Raw genomic sequence first — 20,046 nt, forward strand, 5'->3', positions numbered from 1 at the left:
CGATAATATCTAATGCGTCTTTGATAGTAGGCATATCCAATTACCTCCTTCGGTGGTACTGTTTCTTACTATTATTATACGCTATTTCTCGTCAAAAATCAACCATTTGTTGTGACAGAGCCTTTTATATTAAACATAGAGGAATACCTACTAAGGATTCCATCTCAAAATAGAATCAATAGGATAAAACTATTGATTCTATTTTCATTATTAAATATAGCCTACGAATAAAGAGGTACTTGTATGAATAAACTCTCTAAAACTGGTTATTTACTATTTTTACCAGCCACACTCTGTTTTCTAATCTTTTATTACTGGCCATTACTTGTCAATGTTGGTATGAGTTTCTTTTCTTGGAATATGGTGAGTTCTAAAATTAAATTTGTTGGATTAGATAATTATATAGATGTATTACAAAATGGAGAATTCTATTCTATTATCGTAAATACAATCCTATTTGTTGTCTTCTTACTACTATTTAATTTTATATTACCCTATATATACTCCTATATTTTAGCTTATATATTAAAATATGGAAAAAATTTGTATAGAATATGCTTCTTTATTCCCTCTCTTTTTAGTTTATCAGTAGCCAGTATATTATTTCTGTGGATTTATAATCCGCTAGCAGGCCCTATTTTTACAATTCTACAAATGATCGGCCTAGACTCACCAAGATGGTTAAAAGAACCTGTATTAGTCATTTTTTCTATTAGCCTTATTATTGCGTGGAAAGTATTTGGATATAATTTTATACTCATGCTAGCAGCTATGATGTCTGTATCCAAAGAAATGATAGAAGCAGCTCGTCTAGAAGGGGCCTCTGATTGGATGATACTACGCAAAATTGTCATTCCACAAACATCGTCAGCTGCTATTTATGTTTTTGTTATTACTGTTGTTTTTGGCTTACAGTATGTAATGATTCCTGTCAATATTCTTACACAAGGTGGACCTAACCAAGGAAGTGCTAATTTAGTTTATGTAATTTATCAATATGCTTTCGTTTTCTATCAAGTAGGAAAATCTGCCGCCTATGCTGTTATTACTATGATGCTCTTTATACTTTTTGCTTGGTGGCGTAATAAAGTATTAGACAAGAAGGTTTACTATGAAAATTAATATAAAAAAAGAATTACTAGGCCATATATTTCTACTCATATCATTAATTCTTTGCTTATGGCCTATTATTTTCTTACTTTCAGCTTCGTTAAAAGACTTAAATCAAATTTTCCAATACCCCCTTAATCCGTTACCAACAAACCCAACGCTAGATAACTATACAACTATATTAAATCGTTTCCCCATCTTTCAATTTACTGGCAATACATTTTTTATTGCTATTACAGTAACCATATTCAAAATCATTACAAGCTTACTAGCTGGTTTTGGTTTTGTATATTATCGCTTTAAAGGTAGAGAATTGTTATTTAACTCCATGGTTTTAACCTTTTTTATTCCCATGTCTGTATTAATTATGCCTAACTATCTTCTCATTTCTTCCATTGGTTTATTAGACACTGCCTTTGGCGTAATATTAGTAGAAATGGTCGATGGGATGGGAATATTTCTTATGCGTCAAACTATGCGCAGTATTCCTAAAAGCATATTTGAATCAGCTATTCTTGAAGGTGCCTCACCACTTTATATACTCTGGCATATCATAATACCACTTGTACGCCCCTCTATTATTTCTATTAGCATAATGTTTTTTATTAATGCTTGGAATGAATATTTTTGGCCACTACTTATTTTAAAAAGTAAATCTGAATATACATTAGCCTTAGCATTACCAATGTTTATCAGTGCAGAAGGCGGTAGTGAGTGGGGACTTGCTATGGCCTTAGCTGTTTTAACTAGCATTTTACCCTTTATTTTATTCATAATTTGCCAGAAATACATACTTAATACATTTATACAAGCAGGAGTAAAAGGATAATGCACAATATTGTATTTAATGCAGTTACAAAATCATATCATGGAAAAGAAATAATTAAACAATTAAACTTTGAAATCAAAGAAGGCGAGCGCGTAGTCTTATTAGGACCTTCCGGTTCAGGCAAAAGCACAACATTACGTATGATCGCTGGTCTAGAAGACATCACATCAGGTCAACTTTTTATGGGCGATACCTGTGTCAATGATGTACCGCCTGGAAAACGGAATATTGCGATGGTATTTCAAAACTATGCCTTGTTTCCCCACTTTAACGTTTGGGATAATATTGTCTTTGGCCTAAAATTACAAAACTTACCGGCCTCTGAAATTGAAGTTCGTACCAAAGCTGCTATTAATATGTTAAATCTCAACGGCTATGAACATCGACTTATTCAATCTTTATCTGGCGGACAAAAACAACGAGTTGCTTTATGTCGAGCTATTGTAAAGCAATCGCCTTATTTCTTACTCGATGAGCCACTTGCTAATTTAGATGCACAATTACGCCAACATGCTCGCCAAGAATTAATAAAAATTCATGAAAACTGTAACTCTACTATGATTTATGTCACTCATGATCAAGTAGAAGCTATGACCATTGGTCAACGAATTGCTATTCTTCACGAAGGGGTTTTACAACAATTTGGTAATCCTCAAGAAGTATATAATCAACCAGCTAACACCTTTGTAGCCTCTTTTATTGGTACTCCAGCTATGAATTTATGGACACTACCTATCAATAATGGCCAAATTCAGCTAGGTTCATCAACACTGAATATTCCTGAATCTATAAAAAAACTAATAACTACTGATAATGTAATTTTAGGTATTCGTCCTGAAAAAATAAAAGTTACAACAACTGACAAAGCTTTACTTTATGGAGAATGCCAGTATATAGAAAATATTGGACATATCCAAAACTGTCTTTTTAAATTTTCTAATTCTTTAACAGGCTTTATCCAAATACCAAGTAAAGATACTCAAATACAATTAGGCGAACGACTCGGTATAAGTTTTAATATTAATGATGCTTGTTTTTTTGATCCAGAAAGCCAACAAAATCTTCAATCGTAACTAACCTATTAATCAATATATTTTTTACTTACTGTGAAGGAGCCCCTATGAGCACACTTGAAATTAGTGATCTTCTATTTCCAGCCTTTAATAAAGGTCAATTAAAAACATTGCCTCTATCTTATGGCCTTGAATTTTTTAATGAATTTGGTACTCAAGATTATTGGAGTCAATTACTTCCTCAATTTAGCATAAACAAAAGAGATATTTCCTTACATGGTCCTTGTGTAACAGTCAATTTAGCAGATCCTGAGGATACGCAATATTTAAAGCAATTAAAAGATACGCTTCTCTTCGGAAAAGAAATAAATGCTAAATTTGTTGTTATTCATACAAATGAGCGTTGGCAAGGAGATAGATTAGACTGTCAAAAACTAGTTATTCAACGTTTACAAGAAATTGCTACTTTTAACCACTCAATCAATGGACCTATTATGGCTGTGGAAAATGTAGGTTTACATGAAAATAATTTATTTAATGAAGAAGAATACTTAAATTTATTTAATACCATTCCTCATATCCAATCAATCATTGATGTAGGCCATGCCCATGTAAATAATTGGGATTTATCAAACGTAATAAAAACCTTAAATTCTCAAATTATAGCCTTTCATTTACACGATAATGACGGAAATTACGATCAACATTATCCAATTAATGCAGGTACTATTAATTGGCCAGACTTATTTAAAACAATAAATACATATTCACCTAAGGCAATTAAAGTGTTAGAATATGCTAATGGAAGCTTTACAGATAGCACTAAACTACTAGAGCATATAGAAAGTATCCAAGAATTATTAACATTAAAATAATAAAAAGCATCTAATTCCTATTAATGATTTTTAAATAAATCATAATAAACGGAGTTAGATGCTTTTTTATTAGTTTAACACATTTCACTAGTAATTTTCACATTATATCTGTATTATTATATCACCTCCTTTATTCTTTTAACATCCATTTGCTATAATGAACGTAGTTCTTATTATATATTTCAACATATTATATAATCTATAAACCACTATACGATAATTATTATAGTAATAAACTGGTTTCGATTATAAAGTATATGTATTTACTCATACTTCAAGGAGGTGCCTATATGTCACAAACTATGACTGCTGCTGAATTTTTACAGCACTACGCTCTCGATCGCCGTAATACTAATAGTGTAAAATGGGATGCGTTAGAACAGCGTTTTAATACAACCGATGTTATTCCTCTCTGGGTAGCTGATATGGACTTTAAAGTACCAGAAACTGTTATGACTGCCTTAGAAGATAGAATTAAACAAGGTGCTTTTGGCTACTCGTTAATTAGCCCTACCTATCATCAGACCTTTATAGATTGGCTAACTCGTCACCATGGTTACAGTCCTAAAAAAGGCTGGCTCCGCTTCACGAATGGCACAATTACAACTCTTTTTTGGATTCTTCACGCCTTCACTAAACCACAAGACTCTGTTATGATGCTAAGTCCAGTTTATTTTCCTTTCTTTAGCACACCTCAAGATACGGATCGAACCCCTATTTGTAGTGAATTACAACGGGATAATACAGGTCGTTATTATATTGATTTTAACGATGTAGAGAAAAAAATTAAAGAGCATCAGGTAAAAGTCTTTATTCTATGTAATCCCCATAATCCTGTTAGTCGTCTTTGGTCCGAAGAAGAATTAACTCGTTTATTCACCCTTTGTGAGCAATATAAGGTACTTATAATCAGTGATGAAATACATCAAGATTTTAATTTTGGTACTTTTATTCCTGCCCTAAAAGTAGCTGATGGTCGTTTTAAAGACTCTATTATTACCATTACTAGTGCTTCTAAAACCTTTAATTTAGCTTCACTACCAGTAGCTCATGTTATTATCCCTAACAAAGAACATCGCCAACGGTTTGATAATTTTGTGAAAACTATTGATCACACACAATTATCCGTACTTAATTTAATTGCAACGGAAGCAGCTTATCAGACTGGTGATGTATGGCTTACTGGCCTATTGGCTACCATTCAAAGTAATTATGAATTGCTCAAAAAAGAACTCCTAGCAAAAGCCCCTAATATAGGCTTTACACCGCTAGAAGCAACATATTTAGCTTGGCTTGATTTCAATGCTTATATTAAACCTGAAGAACTGGATGATTTTCTTATTAAAGAATGTCGTGTAGGCGTTAACACAAGTGCTAATTTTGCCCCTGCTACACCAGGTTTTGGCCGTTTTAACTTAGCCGCTCATCCTGACACAATAAAAGAGGCCGCTAACCGAATTATTCAAGGCTTAGCACAACGAAAGCTTATATAATCACTATATCTAGTCAATGAATATTAGCCTTATAAGGCAAGTTTTATAGCCCTATAAAGTTTAAAAACTTATAAACCTTATAAAATTTACCCAATCATAAAAGGACTGTAACCTAAATGACGGATAAAATCCTCATTTCATTACAGTCCTCTTTTTATTTATATACTTGTCTTTCTATCATTTTGCTATACGTATTTAATACGAAATTTTTTTATTCTATTCTTTATTTTCTTATTATTCGTATTTCTTACTTTTTATGTGTACCAATATAGCAACGATACTTACATATCCCCTAAGAAACGTTTAGCTTCACAGTAGTTAACCATACCTTCTACGACTTTTTTAGCAGCCCGCATTGCCAATACTACAGTAGCTGGCTTATGTACTACATCCCCACCAGCAAATACACCTTTACGGCTTGTCATACCATATGGCATTTCACGAGTCACTACATAACCATCTTTATTAACTTCAATACCATTGCCAGGGCCTACTAAACGAGCATTTGGCTTATGACCAATAGCAATAATAATCTTATCAGCTGGAATTGTTTCATAATGACCAGTCGGAGTAACTGAACCATCTTCTTGTGGTTCTTGGATTTCACAACGAAGCCCTTCTACAACGACTTCTCCTTCAACACTAGCTGGGGAGGCATAAAATTTAAAAGCTACTCCTTCTTCTTTGGCTTCTTTATATTCTAATGGATTAGCACTCATATTTTCTTCGCCACGACGGTATGCTACAGTCACAGAAGCACCTAAACGAACGCAAGTACGAGCCGCATCCATAGCCACATTACCGGCACCAATTACGACTACTCGATCACCACTATTTACTGGAATCGCATCATCACCAACACGACCATTTTGATGTAATTGTACGGCTGTTAACAAAGCCATTGCTTGTAAAACGCCTGGCTTTTCATCACCGCGCATAGGCAATTCCATCGGTACGTGAGTCCCTGTAGCAATAAAAATCGCATCATAACCATCTTCAAATAAAGAGTCAATGGTTTTCTCAGGACCAATAATAGTATTACATTCAAAAGTAACACCTAATGCTTTTAAACGATTAATTTCACGGTGTACTACTTCTTTACTTAAACGGAAGGCCGGAATCCCATAAAGTAAAATTCCTCCTGGTTCGTCTTGCTTTTCAAAAATAGTCACTTCATAGCCTAATTTAGCCATATCACTAGCTACAGTTAAGCCTGCCGGACCAGAACCAATAATACCAATTTTACCTTGATCCTTAATGATTGGTTTCATACGACGAAGGCCATGCAAACTTTCAAAATCAGCAGCAAAACGTTCTAATTTACCAATGTTAATCGGCTTATTGGCACGATTTAAAATACAATGCCCTTCACACTGTTTTTCACGAGGACAAACACGACCACAAACAGCTGGTAAATTACTGCGTTCCCCAATAATATCATTCGCTTCCCCAAAGTTACCGCGAGCAATAGCCTGAATAAACCGAGGAATTTCATTTTCAATAGGACAACCTGTACGGCACAAAGGCTTCGCACAATTTAAGCAGCGTTTTGCCTCAGCCAAGGCTTCCTCTAACGTATAATCTCTATCTTCTGTATAACCAGCTTTAGCAATTTGTTTTGCTTGTTCGCTTGCATCTAATCCAACCATGGATAAACCTCCTCTATCTCTTTTCATTGTTGATGATTTCATCAACTTTGCTATATATTACCTATTCCCTATAATAATAAAATTAATTCTAATATACCATAACCCCTAAAGCTAGTAAATAGGTATCCCCTCTCTTAGGACATTCCCTATAATAAAAAACCGCCATTTGATGAAGTTTCGTCAAATGGCGGCTTTAAAATTCGCTATATTCTTGTTATTTTGTAAGGATAGTATTCTAATTAGTATATTACATTAGCTACGCTAAACATAAACTTTATTATTAATGAATAAGACCGTAGAACATAGCTCCTACTGTGATTAAGCCAACAATAATAACAAAATAGTTGGAAACACTTTGGTATTTTTTCATTTTATCAACTTTACGTACAGCTACCATTGGCATAAGTAATAAAATGAACGCTACCGCTGGACCACTTAAAGTTTCAATAATGCCTAAAATACTTGGGTTTAAATAAGCAATTAAAGAACAAGTAATCATCATGAATAATAAGATAATACGGTCAATTGTTTTTTCATTGAAGGATTTCTTATTTACTTTACCTAAGTCGATGATAATATCACGTAACCCTTCATAAGCACCTACATAGTGACCTAAGAAGGATTTAGTAATTGCTACGAAAGCAATGATTGGTGCAAACCAAGCAATAAATGGTGTATTGAAATGATTTGCTAAGTAAGAAAGAATGGAAATATTCTGATCTTTAGCAGCTTGTAAATCAGCTGGAGATAAACTAAATACACAGCTGTATACGAAGAACATTACAACAGCAAACATCAATAATACAGCATATCGTTGAATATCACGAGTCTTTTTATCAACTTGATCATCACCATATACATGACGTTCTTTCATAACAAATGTAGAAATAATAGGGGAATGATTGAAAGAGAATACCAACACTGGGAAGGTCATCCACAAAGTCATTAACATGCCCATATTACCACCTGTTGGTTCATAAGAAAGAATAGCTGTATTCCATTGTGGGATTAAATAAATACCAATAAGCAATAAAGTGGCAATAAATGGATATACCAAATAACTCATAATACGAACAATAATATCTTGCCCCATGCGTACAATAGCTAATAAGCCTAAAATAACAGCAATGGTAATAACAGCACGATCAATACCTTCAATCCCAATCTGATGCGTTAATAAACTGTCGGTCGTATTAGTAATGGCTACGGAATATAATAACAAAATAGTATAAATACTAATAAAGTACACGACATTGAAAAAACGAGCTGCTACTGGGCCCCAGAATTCTTCTACTGCACCAATAATACCTTTATCTGGAGAAGAAGCGGCCATAACCATACGAGCTAACGCACGATGTGCATAGAAGGTAACAGGGAATGCAAATAAAGTAATTAAAATAAGAGGTAAAATACCACCAATCCCTGCATTAATTGGCAAGAATAGAACGCCTGCGCCAATAGCAGTACCAAACAAACCTAACATCCAAACTGTGTCTTGTTTGTTCCATTTACTTGCATCCAATGTTTGGGTGCTCACACCTGCTTGAGTGAGTGTTTCTTCTTGAACCGGAATATCACCTTGTACCGGTATGTCCTTGTGGACCATTGTTTGTTCATTCAACATAACCATTACTCCTTAAAATGTAACCTCATAAAAAACACGCATACCCTTTCCTAAATATAAGCCCCCAAAAATCCGTTCAGGAAAGACATTTCATATACGTATGATAGCATGGCATGATTAAAATGACAACTAATCATCATGATTGTATTGCATAGAGTGTACATTCACTGTGTTCAATTATCTATAGATTATTATTTTATATCAAATATAAGAAAATAATAGAATAAAATTAAATATTTACATATATTTATTATGTATTATACTATATTATTTTTATAAAATGATAATTTAATTTATTTTTCTCTTATTTTTAATAAAATAATAGACAGTATCCACTCACAAAAGATACTTTAAATTTAAACACTATGTTGAAAAAAATACTTTATTTTTTTGAAAAAAATAAACAAAAAGTTACTATTTTTTTACTAACAATTACCATCTATGCTTATTTAATATAGCATGCATAGTATTTGGGAATTATTTTCAAATAAAAAAGACTATAACAAAACGATCAGAAATAACCAAGGCTTTGTTATAGTCTTATACTCTTATGGTGCGCCTAGGCGGAATCGAACCACCGACACGCAGTTTAGGAAACTGCTGCTCTATCCTACTGAGCTATAGACGCATGTATAACATGACCTGCACTTTAGGAAGTTACAGTTCCTTCCCTATACTAAGTACGCATGTATGTATATATTATAAACGGAATGCTCACATATCGCAATATAAGTGGATAGAACCGTATTTATAGTAAAACTATACACAGAGTTATCCACTAATTTATTCACTTATCCACCGAATTCATTTACTTAATCACAAGCTATACACAACATATCCACAGAATTTTGTGTATATTCTGTGGATATGTTCGTATTTATGTATCAAGTTTTAACTTATACTCAGCAACACGTTATCTATATTAACGTATTCCTCTAGTATTTTTTATTCAGGAAAATACATAGAACCATCAATTTCAACAGGACGACTCCAATCAACTTGTACGTCCGTACGGCCCCACATAACAGTTAAAGCAAGTTTTAAATCAGCTAACGATGCTAACGGATCAACAGTGACTGTTTCATACGTATCTAGACCAATCGCTTTTTCTAAAGTCTGTGGTGTATGTAAATATGACCACACTTTTTGTTGCCATTCTTCATCAGGTAAAACAACTGTTACTTCCTGATTCACCTTGTTATATCCGATATATCCTTTTTCGTCCACCCCATAATGGATAGCATAGTATGCTATGTCACTCATTGTACATGCTCCTTTTCATTATTATTGGCACTTACTCTTACCTATTTAACCACATATACCCTATCTAGGCAATGCTATTCGATTAAATTTTATCGTATTAATCGTAAAATTACCAGTAAAAATTCACAAATATGAATAAATCGGTTATTTTGCTTCGGCCTTATAATATACGGCATACATAATTGGCAATACAATGAGAGTTAAAATCGTAGCCACTAATAAACCACCACTAAAGGCAATCGCCATAGGTGACCAGAACGCACTACGCATTAATGGTACCATACCTAAAATAGCGGCTAAGGCTGTCAGCATGATTGGTCTAAATCGTAAAATTGTAGAACTTACAATGGCTTCATAAGTAGTTTGCCCTTCCTTACGATGTAATTCTATTTGATCAATTAAAATGATAGAGTTCCGAATAATCATACCACTTAAGGAAATAACCCCTAATACGACCATAAAGCCCATTGGTGTATTTGTTAATATCATGGTCAATACAACACCTATTAAACCTAATGGAGCCGTCAACAGAGCCATTATCATAAGAGGAATCTTTTTCAATTGGAACATTAAAATTGTCATAATTAGACATAACATAATAGGCATTGGCCCTTTTAGATTGTCCATAGCAATATTACTACGTTCAGCCGAACCATCGACTTCAATCGTATAACCTGCTGGTAAATCAGCTCGAATATGTTCCAATTTTTTATTTAAATCATTGGCTAATGAATTCGCCATTACATTCGGTGGTACATTACCATGTACTGTGATGGTAGGTTCCATATTACGACGCCAAATAATACCATCTTCATTGCCCAACGAAATGGTAGCAATCTGACTCAATGGTACATAAGCACCTGAACCCGTTTGAATTGGAATATTTTGTAATACACTCATATTATGTTCTTCATTGCCACTAAGTTTAAATTTCATAGGAATGGTCTGATTACCTACATAGTATTGACCCACTGTAACCCCTGAAATTTTACCTTGCAAATCAGTGGCCACAGAATAACTGTCAACCCCCATCAAACGAGCTTTAGCAGGATCAATATGAACCTGTATAGTTGGTGTATTATCTGGCCAATCTTCTGAAATGTCGGTTATATCCGGATAGGTTTTAAATACCTCTTTGACTTCATTGGCTATTTCTTTTACTTTTGTTGTATCTGGACCCGCAACACGGAACATAATTGGATACTTAGAAGGTGGCCCTGTTTGTAAAAAGGTCATATTAACCAATGCCGATGGGAAGGTATCATTTAACTTGTCTCGTAATTCAGTATATAATTCATTTCTATCTTCCAATGAATTAGCTACAATTACATACTGCATAAAGTTATTTCGTTCTACTTCTGGATCTAATGTCAAAATAAATCGCGGCGCCCCTTCACCAATATGAGCTGAATAATGATCAATACGCTTATCCCCACTTAATAAAGAGTCTAATGTTTCTGCTTGCTCTTTTGTATATTGCAAGGAAGAACTTTGTGGGAACTGTACTGATACCATAATTTCAGGTCGTGTCGAAGCAGGGAAGAATTCAACTTTAATTAAAGGTACACTAATTAAAGAAATAACAAATAATACTACCGTTGTAATTAAAACGATTTTGCGATGTCCCATAGCCCAATGAAGAAACTTTTCAAATCGCGCTAAAAAGGACTTTTGTAAACGCATCGCCCTTGTTTCAGCATGGTCTTTTTTAATACGAATTAGACGACTGCCTAGTACAGGACTAACTAATACAGAGGCAAACCAAGATAGTAACAAGGCCATAGCGACTACAATAAACAAAGAATGGGTAAATTCGGCAACAGAACCTTCCGATAAGAAAATAGGAAGAAACCCTGCACAAGTAATTAAAGTACCACTAAGCATTGGAAACGCTGTGGACTTATACGCAAAGGTAGCTGCTGAATGGGTATCCAACCCTTCCTCCATTTTAAGGGTCATCATTTCAACAACGATAATAGCATCATCTACTAATAAACCTAAGGAAATGATTAAAGCACCTAAACTTACTTTATGTAAATCTAGTCCATCTGCATACATGCCCACAAAGGTACTAGCAACGACTACAGGAATGGTTAAAGCTACTACTAGGCCACTTCGCACACCTAAGGATATAAAGCTAACTACCAATACAATGGCAATAGCTTCAAAAAGAGAACGAGTAAATTCACTAATAGATTCATCTACTACTTGAGGTTGGTTCGATACTTGACTCACTTCTAAGCCAACCGGTAATTCTCCTTTATAAGAGGCTAATTTAGCTTGTAATGCTTCACCAAATTCAATATTATTGGCCCCTGGATCCATTGAAACAGCAATCCCAATGGCTGGTTTGCCATTAAAGTAGAATAAAGGACTTTCTGGTTCACCATAATCAAGACGGACCGTAGCCATATCGCCTAAGCGAAGTGTTTGTCCATTCACTTGTAATGGCATTTCACGCACTGAATCTACACTATCAAAAAGACCATTCACACGGAGATATACATTATTAGTATCTGTATCAATCATGCCAGCTGGTGCCATAGAACTTTGCTGTTTTAAAGCATTTAATATAGCTTCACTACTAATTTGATAAGATGCTAATTTATCCTTATTCATTTCTACATATAAAGTTTGTTGCTGTACCCCTTTTAAATCAATACGCTTAACATTGGGGACAGTCAGTAATACTCGTTTAATTTGTTCAGCATAGGAACGCTTTTCTTCATACGAATATTCTTCACCAGTTAATGCATAAATCGTACCATATACATCATCAAAGCGATCATTAATAATAGGCCCTTGTACACCTGATGGAAGTTTTGACCACTCATCATTTACCATATGACGAACTTCTGTCCAAGCAGCTCTAACATCATCTTCTGGTAATGTTTCTTTCAAGTTAACATAAATAACTGTTTTACTGCCATCGGTAAAACTTTTAGTATAATCAAGGCCTGGTAAATCACGAATTTTTTCTTCTAATTTATCCGTTACTTGCTCTGACATTTGCTGTGGGGAAGCACCTGGCCAAGTAGCTGCTACTACCATAGTGCGAATAGTAAAATTCGGATCTTCCATACGACCGATTTTCATAAAAGAAAAACTGCCAATAGCAAAGAGCATAGCAATAAAGAAATATATAATTGATTTATGCCGTAAGGCCCAATCAGCTAAGTTAAAATTCATATCCGTACCTTAGCCCCTTCTTCCAATTTATCAGTTCCTGCTGTTACAATACGATCACCAGACTGTAAACCAGAGACTACCTGTACACTATTGGCCCCCATATTACCTAATGTAACAGTTTTTAATTTAACAGTATTGTCTTTTGTCACTACATATACTTGCCCCTGACCATTTTGTTTTGGCTCTCTAGTGCCCACTAAAGCAGTTAAAGGAACTTCCATAGTAGGACCATTTACTTGATTAAACGCCACATTAGCAGTCATCCCCAGCTGTAATTGACTCGGTGGATTCGTTAAACTTACTTTTACTGTATAAGTACGAGCTGCCGCATCAGGAACTGGCGATATTTCACGAACAACGCCAGTAGTTACTACATTAGGCAACGCCCAAAACGTAACTTTAGCTTCTGAACCTGCACTTACGGAGGCCATCATTTGTTCTGGCAAGGCTATTACAGCTTCTGGTTCATCACCTACAGCTATCATTCCTACTGTTTGACCAGCCCCAACCACTTGCCCTATTTCAATAGAGCTAGCTGTAATAACACCATCTGCGGGTGCTATTAATTGGGTATAATTTTGTTGATTTTCACTAGCTTGTACATTAGCCTGTGCCTGTTCTAATTGAGCGGCTGCCACTTTATAGGAATTTTCCATCTGATCTAATTGCAATTGACTGACAGCTTCTTGCGCATATAAAATACGATATCGTTCTACATTAGTAGCTGCTAATTCATATTGCGATTGAGCGGCCGCCAACGCACCTTGTGCATTTTGTAATTGGCTACTCGTGTCACTCTGATTTAATACAGCTAATACTTGACCAGCACTAACTCTATCACCAACAGTAAAATTCTTTTGAATCACACGACCACCGATTTGAAAAGATAAGGCTGTTTCATATCGATTTTTAATAGTACCAGCTAAACTATTTTCACTACTTGAGGCATCTTTACCAACAACTGTAGTTTTAACTAAGGGAGCCTGTTCTTTAGACTCTGAATCACTGCCACAACCACTCATAATAAGTAACGATACAACTAACATAAGACTACCCAATTGTTTCATTACACCCTTTTGCCTCCACTGCATATAAACGCCTCCTACTATGTTAAACACGCCTTACAGGCCCTATTATAAACACAATTTCCATAGAGCTAATAAGTTACGCATACTTTACATATTTTTCACCACTAAAATATAAAATCTATATCTATTATTTTAGTTACATTTTACTTTTTATATGATATAATGTCAAATATATTACAGGTAATATATTTTAAGGAGACTGTACATGAATACTGATGAAACATTAAATAGCCATACTTCCTTGAGTACGGAAGACTTATATAAACAATTAGTTGAAACTGCTCGTTTATTTTCCATGTACAATACAGAATTGCGTAAACAATTCATCAATGAAGCCTTGCCTAAGTATATTCATACCGTATCCCCCCATATTGTTGAGCGATTGTTAAAGAAAAAATTTAATCACTCACAAATGCAAATTTTAAATTATGTAGCTAATAAACCTGATTTAGTAGCCACATACCAAGAAGTTGTCCAAGCTATGCCCTTCTCACAGGGATTAGTTTCTCGCTATGTAAAGTTTTTAGATACTAATGGCTTACTCATCCGATTTCATCAGCCTACTGATTTAAAGTCTGTATTATTAAAAATTACAGATGTTGGACAATCCGTCTCCTTAGTATGCGATGAAATTCATAAACTAGAAATTCAATATTATCATCAAATCTTAAATCAATTACCTTTATCAAAGGTTGAAAATACCTTAGAAGTCCTAGAAGCTCTCATGCATGGTGACAAGGTTATTTCAAATGACAGCTTGGCCAAAACAGGTAGCGTAATACCTGGTCAATATTATAAAAAATAAAAAAATAACCCTAATAGCTATTTTAATACAATAGCTATTAGGGTTTTCTTATTAATCTATGGTTCCACTATCTTCTGTTATTTGCACAGGTTCATGGGTAACCATAATCTTATCAATTCTCACATTATCCATATCAACGATTTCAAAAGTATAGTCTTCCCAAATATAACGTTCCAATTCTTTAGGAATACGGCCAAATAAATACATTAAAAAACCACCAACTGTTTTATATAAATCTTCGTCTTCACCAGGTAATTCTTTAGTAATATTAAAATACTCTTTAAATTCATCAATACTTAAAAGACCATCTACTAGCCAAGTCGTATCACTACGTTGAATAACGCGATTTTCTTCTTCTTTTAATTCATCTTCACTAGCTGGCATAAGACCTACTAGTTTTTCCATAATATCATGTAATGTTACTAAGCCACTAAAACCACCATATTCATCTAAAACAACAGTTTCATGAACACCTTCTGTACGAAATACTTCTAATAGCTTCATAAGACTAATCGATTCTGGCACCATTACAGGCTGTTTCGTACATTCTTCAACTAATTGCTTCAATGTTTTATGACCATCTTGTTTCATATGCTCAGCAAATACATCGGCTACCACAACTAGACCTTCAAGCTCATCTAAAGAGTCACGGCCTACAGGCAAACGATAATGAGTCGAATGACATAATCGTTCTTTTATTTCCTCATCGGGACTATTTAAGTCTAACCATTTTAACTGCGTGCGTGGCGTCATAACATCACCAGCATTTAAATCAGCTAAACGGAATACATTATCTACCAAACGAGGTTCATCTTTTTCAAAAGCACCTAATTCAACACCTTGTGTCAACATCTTATTAATTTCTAATTCTGTAACAGGTGCTTCTTCTTTATCTTTTACACCCATGATTTTTAATAATGACGACGTTGAAACACTTAACAAGGCTACTAAAGGCGTGGCCACTACTGCAAAATAATGCATAGGTACAGCCATAAAAATAGCAATTTTCTCTGGTGCATTAAGGGCTAATCGTTTTGGCACTAATTCACCAATCACTAAGGATAAATATGTCGTTAAGGATACAATAATAATAGGGCTTACTGAATCGGCATAACTAGCTAAAGAAGGCATATATTCTTTAATTACTTTTGCCATTGGTTCTGAAAGGGCTGCACCTGAATACAAACCAGTAACAATGCCAATCAAAGTAATACCAATTTGTATGGTTGAAAACATTTGATTAGGATCTTCAGACAATTGTATCGCCCGTTGTGCTCCTTTACTACCTTTTTCAGCACTATCTTCTAATAACCCTTTGCGGGCATTAACAATCGCTAATTCTGTCATGGAAAAAATCCCATTCGCTACAATTAACAATAATATTATAAGTATCTCCAGACCTACATCACCATCCACTGATTTATCACTCTCCTCTTACTTCAAGTGGACACTTTATACTTAGTGTACTATATGTACTTACACATGTACGCTCTGTATATATTTATTCTATATACTTACCGTATAGTATACCAAAAACTACGGTATTTCGCTATGAGTAATCACAGTTTATAAAAAGAAGCCTTGTTATTACTTTTAAAACTTAAAGTAAAAACAAGGCTTTCTTTAGATATTTATTCTTATTTAGTTATTTTTTTCTTTATCCAATTATTTTATTCTTTTACTCTGTATTTTTTATGGTTTACCATATTACAGCATTTATTATTTATTTAAAATAGCTTTAATATCCGCCACAATTAATTCTGGTGATAAATGATAGCGAGCTACTAATTCTTTCATTGGCACTCGATCATTCACTTCTTTTTTCATACCAATATTTAATACTTTAACAGTAGATGGGCCATAGAAACGAGCTACTTTTTCACCAAAGCCACCATCTAATACACCATCTTCTAAAGTGACTACTAACTCATGATTAGCCTTTAGAGCTTCTAAAGTAGCTTCATCTACTTCAGAAGATAAACGAGGATTTACTAAAGTAGCTTCAATACCTAATTCAGTTTTTAAAGCTTCTTTTGTACGTAAACCTAAATCATAGAAAGCACCAAGACCTAAAATAGCTACTGTATTACCATTAGCTGTTACTTCATTTGTTAATGCCCCAGTAAAGGCTTTACCAGCTTCATAAGTCTGTACTTTGCCACCTGGTACTCGAATCATAACTGGCATTTCAGTCTGTTCTAAAGACCAATCTAACATAGCTATTAATTCTTCTTTTGTTGCTGGTGATAACACTCGTAAATTGGGAATACTATTCATCATAGCCATATCAAAAGCACTGGAATGAGTAGCATCCATAGACGAAATACCACCACCTAGTGGGAATGAAATAATCGTAGCAGGGTTGCTATTTAAAGCTAAATCCTGAGTCAATTGGTCATACGTCCGTTGTAAGAAAGTACCTGCGTCTAAAATAACTGGTTTAGCTCCATTTTTAGCAAGGCCAGCTGCCATAGCAACCATGTGTTCTTCTGCAATCCCTACATCAATAAACTGCTTACCTGCTTCAGCTCGACGCTCAGCACTAAAACCAGCAATACCAGGAACACCAGCGGTTAAACCAACTACTGTTTTGTCAGCTTTCATTTTAGCTAATAAATGAGTAGCAATGATTTCATCATAATGTTCTTCTTGCATATAAGCATCTACATCAAAATCTTTACCCATTATATAGTGATAATCTTCTTTATTAGCTTCTGCTTCTGGCAAGCCTTTCCCTTTAGTTGTTACCATATGAATAACAATTGGATGATTACTGTCTTTTACACCTTTAAAGGTTTCAATAAGATGCTCTAAATTATGACCATCTTCTACAAAGATATAATCAAGACCCATAGCTTTGAAGAAATTATTGACTGCTGTTCCTTTGCTATCTCTTAATTCTTTTAAATGAGGGTATAAGCCACCTTCATTAGGCGCAATAGACATATCATTATCGTTAAATAAAACAATAAAATTACTGCCCAAGGTCGCACTTACATTAAGACCTTCCATAGCTTCACCACCAGATAAAGAACCATCACCTAAAATAGCAATTACATTACCAGTTTCACCTTTTAAATCACGAGCTTTTGCCAAACCAGAAGCTAAGCTAACAGCAGTTGAAGTATGGCCAATGGTAAAGAAATCATGTTCACTTTCATTTGGATTAGTATAGCCAGAATACTTTTTATAAGATGCTGGATCTGTAAAAGCCTCTTTACGACCTGTTAAAATCTTATGAATATAGGATTGATGTGATACATCAAAAACAAATTTATCTTTTGGAGATTCAAATACATAATGGAGGGCTAATGTAGCTTCTACAAAACCAAGATTAGGTGCCATATGGCCCCCTGTTGTGGTAACGCGAGTAATTAATACGTCTCTAATTTCTTGAGCCAATGTTTTTAATTCTTCAAGGCTCATTTTCTTAATATCTTGTGGTGTATTTACATGTTCTAATAGACTCATATTCAGTTCCTTTCTTCTAATACCTATGTTCTTCAAATTTAATTTCCATAAAAAAAGTTTCGTAGTCATAACTAAATCTTACTTATGACTACGAAACTAATTATAGAACTTGAAGTTAACTTCAAGTCAAGTATTAAATTTAAATTTTTCTATTTTTAGATATAAAATTAAAATTAAATTTAAATAAATCTATTTTATTTTTCATAATCCCGATCTAAATTAACTTCTTTTAGAGGGATAATATGCGTCTTATTTTTAGCCTTATAACTAGCATATACTAATAAGAATACAGGAATACCAATGTAAGCCACACTAGCACCATACCAGTCAATAGTATCACCTGTAAACGCTGTATAGTTCTGACCAGCAATAATGATTAAACATAAAATCATAGCAAAAATAGGACCGAATGGGAAAAATAAAGCTTTAAATGGAATAGAATCTAAACTCTTACCTTGTTCGTGGAAAGCACGACGGAAACGATAATGAGCAATAGCAATTCCAAGCCAAGCAATAAAACCACTCATACCACTAATATTAATCAACCAATTATAAGCTGTCCCTTCCCCAATTAAAGAGGTTAAGAAAGCAAATACACCAAATGCAGAAGTAGCTAATAGAGCAGGTACTGGTACGCCACGAGAGTTTAATTTAGTAAAAATCTGTGGTGCATCGCCTTCTTTAGCCATAGCATAAAGCATACGAGTTGATGCATATAAACCTGAGTTACCAGCCGATAAAACAGCTGTTAAAATAATGGCATTAATAAAACTAGCTGCAAAAGCAAAACCAAAACGATCCAATACTAAAGTAAATGGACTGATAGCAATATTTTCTACACTAGCATTTAATAAATTAGGATCATCATAAGGAATCAAGAAACCTATAACAGCAAAGGCACCAATATAGAATAATAAAATACGCCAGAAAATAGAATGAATCGCTTTTGGAATATTTTTTTCAGGATCCTCTGATTCACCAGCAGCTACCCCAATTAATTCTGTTCCTTGGAAAGAAAAACCAGCTACCATAAAAATAGCTAAAATTGAACCAAAGCCACCAACAAAAGGAGCTTCGCCACGGGTCCAGTTTTCAAAACCAGGCGAGGTACCACCAATACCTAAAATGAGCATAGTACCTACAAATAAGAACACAAATACGGTAATAACCTTCATACTGGAGAAGAAATATTCACTTTCCCCAAAGGAACGCGTTGATAAATAGTTCATCAAAAATAAGGCACATAAGAATAAAGCTGACCACACAATGGCTGGAATCTCAGGAAACCAATATTTCATAATCAAAGCGCCTGCTACCAATTCAGCAGCCAATGTAATAGCCCAGTTAAACCAATAATTCCATCCTAAGGCAAAACCAAAGGCTGGATCTACATACCGTGATGCATAGGTGCCAAAAGAACCTGGTACAGGTAAATACGTAGCCATTTCACCAAGGCTAGTCATTAAGAAATATACCATAATACCAATAAAGCCATAAGCAACTAAAGCACCGCCAGGACCAGCTGTACTTACTACTTCACCGCCAGCTACGAATAAACCTGTCCCAATCGCTCCACCTAGCGCAATCATATTCATATGACGCGATTTCAAACTTCTTTTTAATTTATTATTCGCTTC

General features: G+C 34.4%; 14 protein-coding genes and 1 tRNA gene. 6 read left to right on the forward strand and 9 right to left on the reverse strand.

Annotated features, from left to right (window positions below):
* The first annotated feature begins 360 nt into the window (after positions 1 to 360).
* From NFR44_RS05320 to NFR44_RS05340, 5 genes are all read left to right on the forward strand, one after another.
* Positions 361 to 1,122 (forward strand): carbohydrate ABC transporter permease, encoded by a 762-nt coding sequence (locus NFR44_RS05320; protein ID WP_251442437.1) that lies wholly within the window; start codon positions 361 to 363, stop codon positions 1,120 to 1,122.
* Positions 1,112 to 1,939, forward strand: coding sequence for a carbohydrate ABC transporter permease (locus tag NFR44_RS05325; protein ID WP_251441678.1), 828 nt, complete (start codon positions 1,112 to 1,114; stop codon positions 1,937 to 1,939). Before NFR44_RS05320 ends, NFR44_RS05325 begins: the two co-directional genes overlap by 11 nt.
* Entirely contained in the window at positions 1,939 to 3,012 is a 1,074-nt protein-coding gene (locus tag NFR44_RS05330) for an ABC transporter ATP-binding protein (RefSeq protein ID WP_251441681.1), read from the forward strand. The genes NFR44_RS05325 and NFR44_RS05330 overlap by 1 nt, the downstream gene beginning before the upstream one ends.
* A gap of 47 nt (positions 3,013 to 3,059) precedes the next feature.
* On the forward strand, positions 3,060 to 3,827 hold the full coding sequence (locus NFR44_RS05335) for a sugar phosphate isomerase/epimerase family protein (protein WP_251441682.1): 768 nt from the start codon (positions 3,060 to 3,062) through the stop codon (positions 3,825 to 3,827).
* 290 nt (positions 3,828 to 4,117) lie between these two features.
* Positions 4,118 to 5,320, forward strand: a complete 1,203-nt coding sequence (locus NFR44_RS05340; RefSeq protein WP_251441683.1) for a MalY/PatB family protein — start codon at positions 4,118 to 4,120, stop codon at positions 5,318 to 5,320.
* Between the two features lie 281 nt (positions 5,321 to 5,601).
* Here NFR44_RS05340 and NFR44_RS05345 read toward each other — a convergent pair whose 3' ends face one another.
* The 6 genes from NFR44_RS05345 to NFR44_RS05370 all read right to left on the reverse strand — a co-directional run bounded on the left by NFR44_RS05345 (position 5,602) and on the right by NFR44_RS05370 (position 14,136).
* Positions 5,602 to 6,969 (reverse strand): NAD(P)-dependent oxidoreductase, encoded by a 1,368-nt coding sequence (locus NFR44_RS05345; protein ID WP_251441685.1) that lies wholly within the window; start codon positions 6,967 to 6,969, stop codon positions 5,602 to 5,604.
* Between the two features lie 280 nt (positions 6,970 to 7,249).
* Positions 7,250 to 8,593, reverse strand: a complete 1,344-nt coding sequence (locus tag NFR44_RS05350; RefSeq protein WP_251441687.1) for an SLC5/6 family protein — start codon at positions 8,591 to 8,593, stop codon at positions 7,250 to 7,252.
* 551 nt (positions 8,594 to 9,144) lie between these two features.
* A tRNA-Arg gene (locus NFR44_RS05355) sits at positions 9,145 to 9,221 on the reverse strand.
* 317 nt (positions 9,222 to 9,538) lie between these two features.
* Positions 9,539 to 9,856 (reverse strand): hypothetical protein, encoded by a 318-nt coding sequence (locus tag NFR44_RS05360; protein ID WP_251441688.1) that lies wholly within the window; start codon positions 9,854 to 9,856, stop codon positions 9,539 to 9,541.
* 144 nt (positions 9,857 to 10,000) lie between these two features.
* A complete protein-coding gene (locus NFR44_RS05365; RefSeq protein ID WP_251441689.1) occupies positions 10,001 to 13,045 on the reverse strand; it encodes an efflux RND transporter permease subunit in 3,045 nt (1,014 codons plus the stop codon).
* Entirely contained in the window at positions 13,042 to 14,136 is a 1,095-nt protein-coding gene (locus NFR44_RS05370) for an efflux RND transporter periplasmic adaptor subunit (protein WP_251441690.1), read from the reverse strand. Before NFR44_RS05370 ends, NFR44_RS05365 begins: the two co-directional genes overlap by 4 nt.
* A gap of 202 nt (positions 14,137 to 14,338) precedes the next feature.
* Here NFR44_RS05370 and NFR44_RS05375 point away from each other — a divergent pair, with 202 nt between their 5' ends.
* Positions 14,339 to 14,938 carry a winged helix DNA-binding protein gene (locus tag NFR44_RS05375; RefSeq protein ID WP_251441692.1) on the forward strand — a complete coding sequence of 200 codons (600 nt, stop codon included), beginning with the start codon at positions 14,339 to 14,341 and terminating at the stop codon, positions 14,936 to 14,938.
* Positions 14,939 to 14,989: 51 nt separating this feature from the next.
* Here NFR44_RS05375 and NFR44_RS05380 read toward each other — a convergent pair whose 3' ends face one another.
* The 3 genes from NFR44_RS05380 to NFR44_RS05390 all read right to left on the reverse strand — a co-directional run bounded on the left by NFR44_RS05380 (position 14,990) and on the right by NFR44_RS05390 (position 20,004).
* The gene (locus NFR44_RS05380) at positions 14,990 to 16,354 is read right to left on the reverse strand and encodes a hemolysin family protein (RefSeq protein WP_251441693.1); all 1,365 of its coding nucleotides are present in this window, start codon (positions 16,352 to 16,354) and stop codon (positions 14,990 to 14,992) included.
* 303 nt (positions 16,355 to 16,657) lie between these two features.
* The gene (locus NFR44_RS05385; protein ID WP_251441694.1) at positions 16,658 to 18,409 is read right to left on the reverse strand and encodes a 1-deoxy-D-xylulose-5-phosphate synthase; all 1,752 of its coding nucleotides are present in this window, start codon (positions 18,407 to 18,409) and stop codon (positions 16,658 to 16,660) included.
* 194 nt (positions 18,410 to 18,603) lie between these two features.
* Complete coding sequence (locus NFR44_RS05390; protein WP_251442440.1) at positions 18,604 to 20,004, reverse strand: amino acid permease; 1,401 nt, start codon at positions 20,002 to 20,004, stop codon at positions 18,604 to 18,606.
* Positions 20,005 to 20,046 lie beyond the last annotated feature (42 nt).

The organism is Veillonella intestinalis (assembly GCF_943193155.1).
GTDB lineage: Bacteria > Bacillota > Negativicutes > Veillonellales > Veillonellaceae > Veillonella_A > Veillonella_A intestinalis.

Coding starts and splice junctions, on each gene's coding strand:
- NFR44_RS05320 (WP_251442437.1), top strand. CDS start 361: ATGGTGAGTTCTAAAATTAAATTTGTTGGATTAGATAATTATATAGAT.
- NFR44_RS05325 (WP_251441678.1), top strand. CDS start 1,112: ATGAAAATTAATATAAAAAAAGAATTACTAGGCCATATATTTCTACTC.
- NFR44_RS05330 (WP_251441681.1), top strand. CDS start 1,939: ATGCACAATATTGTATTTAATGCAGTTACAAAATCATATCATGGAAAA.
- NFR44_RS05335 (WP_251441682.1), top strand. CDS start 3,060: ATGAGCACACTTGAAATTAGTGATCTTCTATTTCCAGCCTTTAATAAA.
- NFR44_RS05340 (WP_251441683.1), top strand. CDS start 4,118: ATGTCACAAACTATGACTGCTGCTGAATTTTTACAGCACTACGCTCTC.
- NFR44_RS05345 (WP_251441685.1), bottom strand. CDS start 6,969: ATGGTTGGATTAGATGCAAGCGAACAAGCAAAACAAATTGCTAAAGCT.
- NFR44_RS05350 (WP_251441687.1), bottom strand. CDS start 8,593: ATGTTGAATGAACAAACAATGGTCCACAAGGACATACCGGTACAAGGT.
- NFR44_RS05360 (WP_251441688.1), bottom strand. CDS start 9,856: ATGAGTGACATAGCATACTATGCTATCCATTATGGGGTGGACGAAAAA.
- NFR44_RS05365 (WP_251441689.1), bottom strand. CDS start 13,045: ATGAATTTTAACTTAGCTGATTGGGCCTTACGGCATAAATCAATTATA.
- NFR44_RS05370 (WP_251441690.1), bottom strand. CDS start 14,136: ATGCAGTGGAGGCAAAAGGGTGTAATGAAACAATTGGGTAGTCTTATG.
- NFR44_RS05375 (WP_251441692.1), top strand. CDS start 14,339: ATGAATACTGATGAAACATTAAATAGCCATACTTCCTTGAGTACGGAA.
- NFR44_RS05385 (WP_251441694.1), bottom strand. CDS start 18,409: ATGAGTCTATTAGAACATGTAAATACACCACAAGATATTAAGAAAATG.
- NFR44_RS05390 (WP_251442440.1), bottom strand. CDS start 20,004: ATGAATATGATTGCGCTAGGTGGAGCGATTGGGACAGGTTTATTCGTA.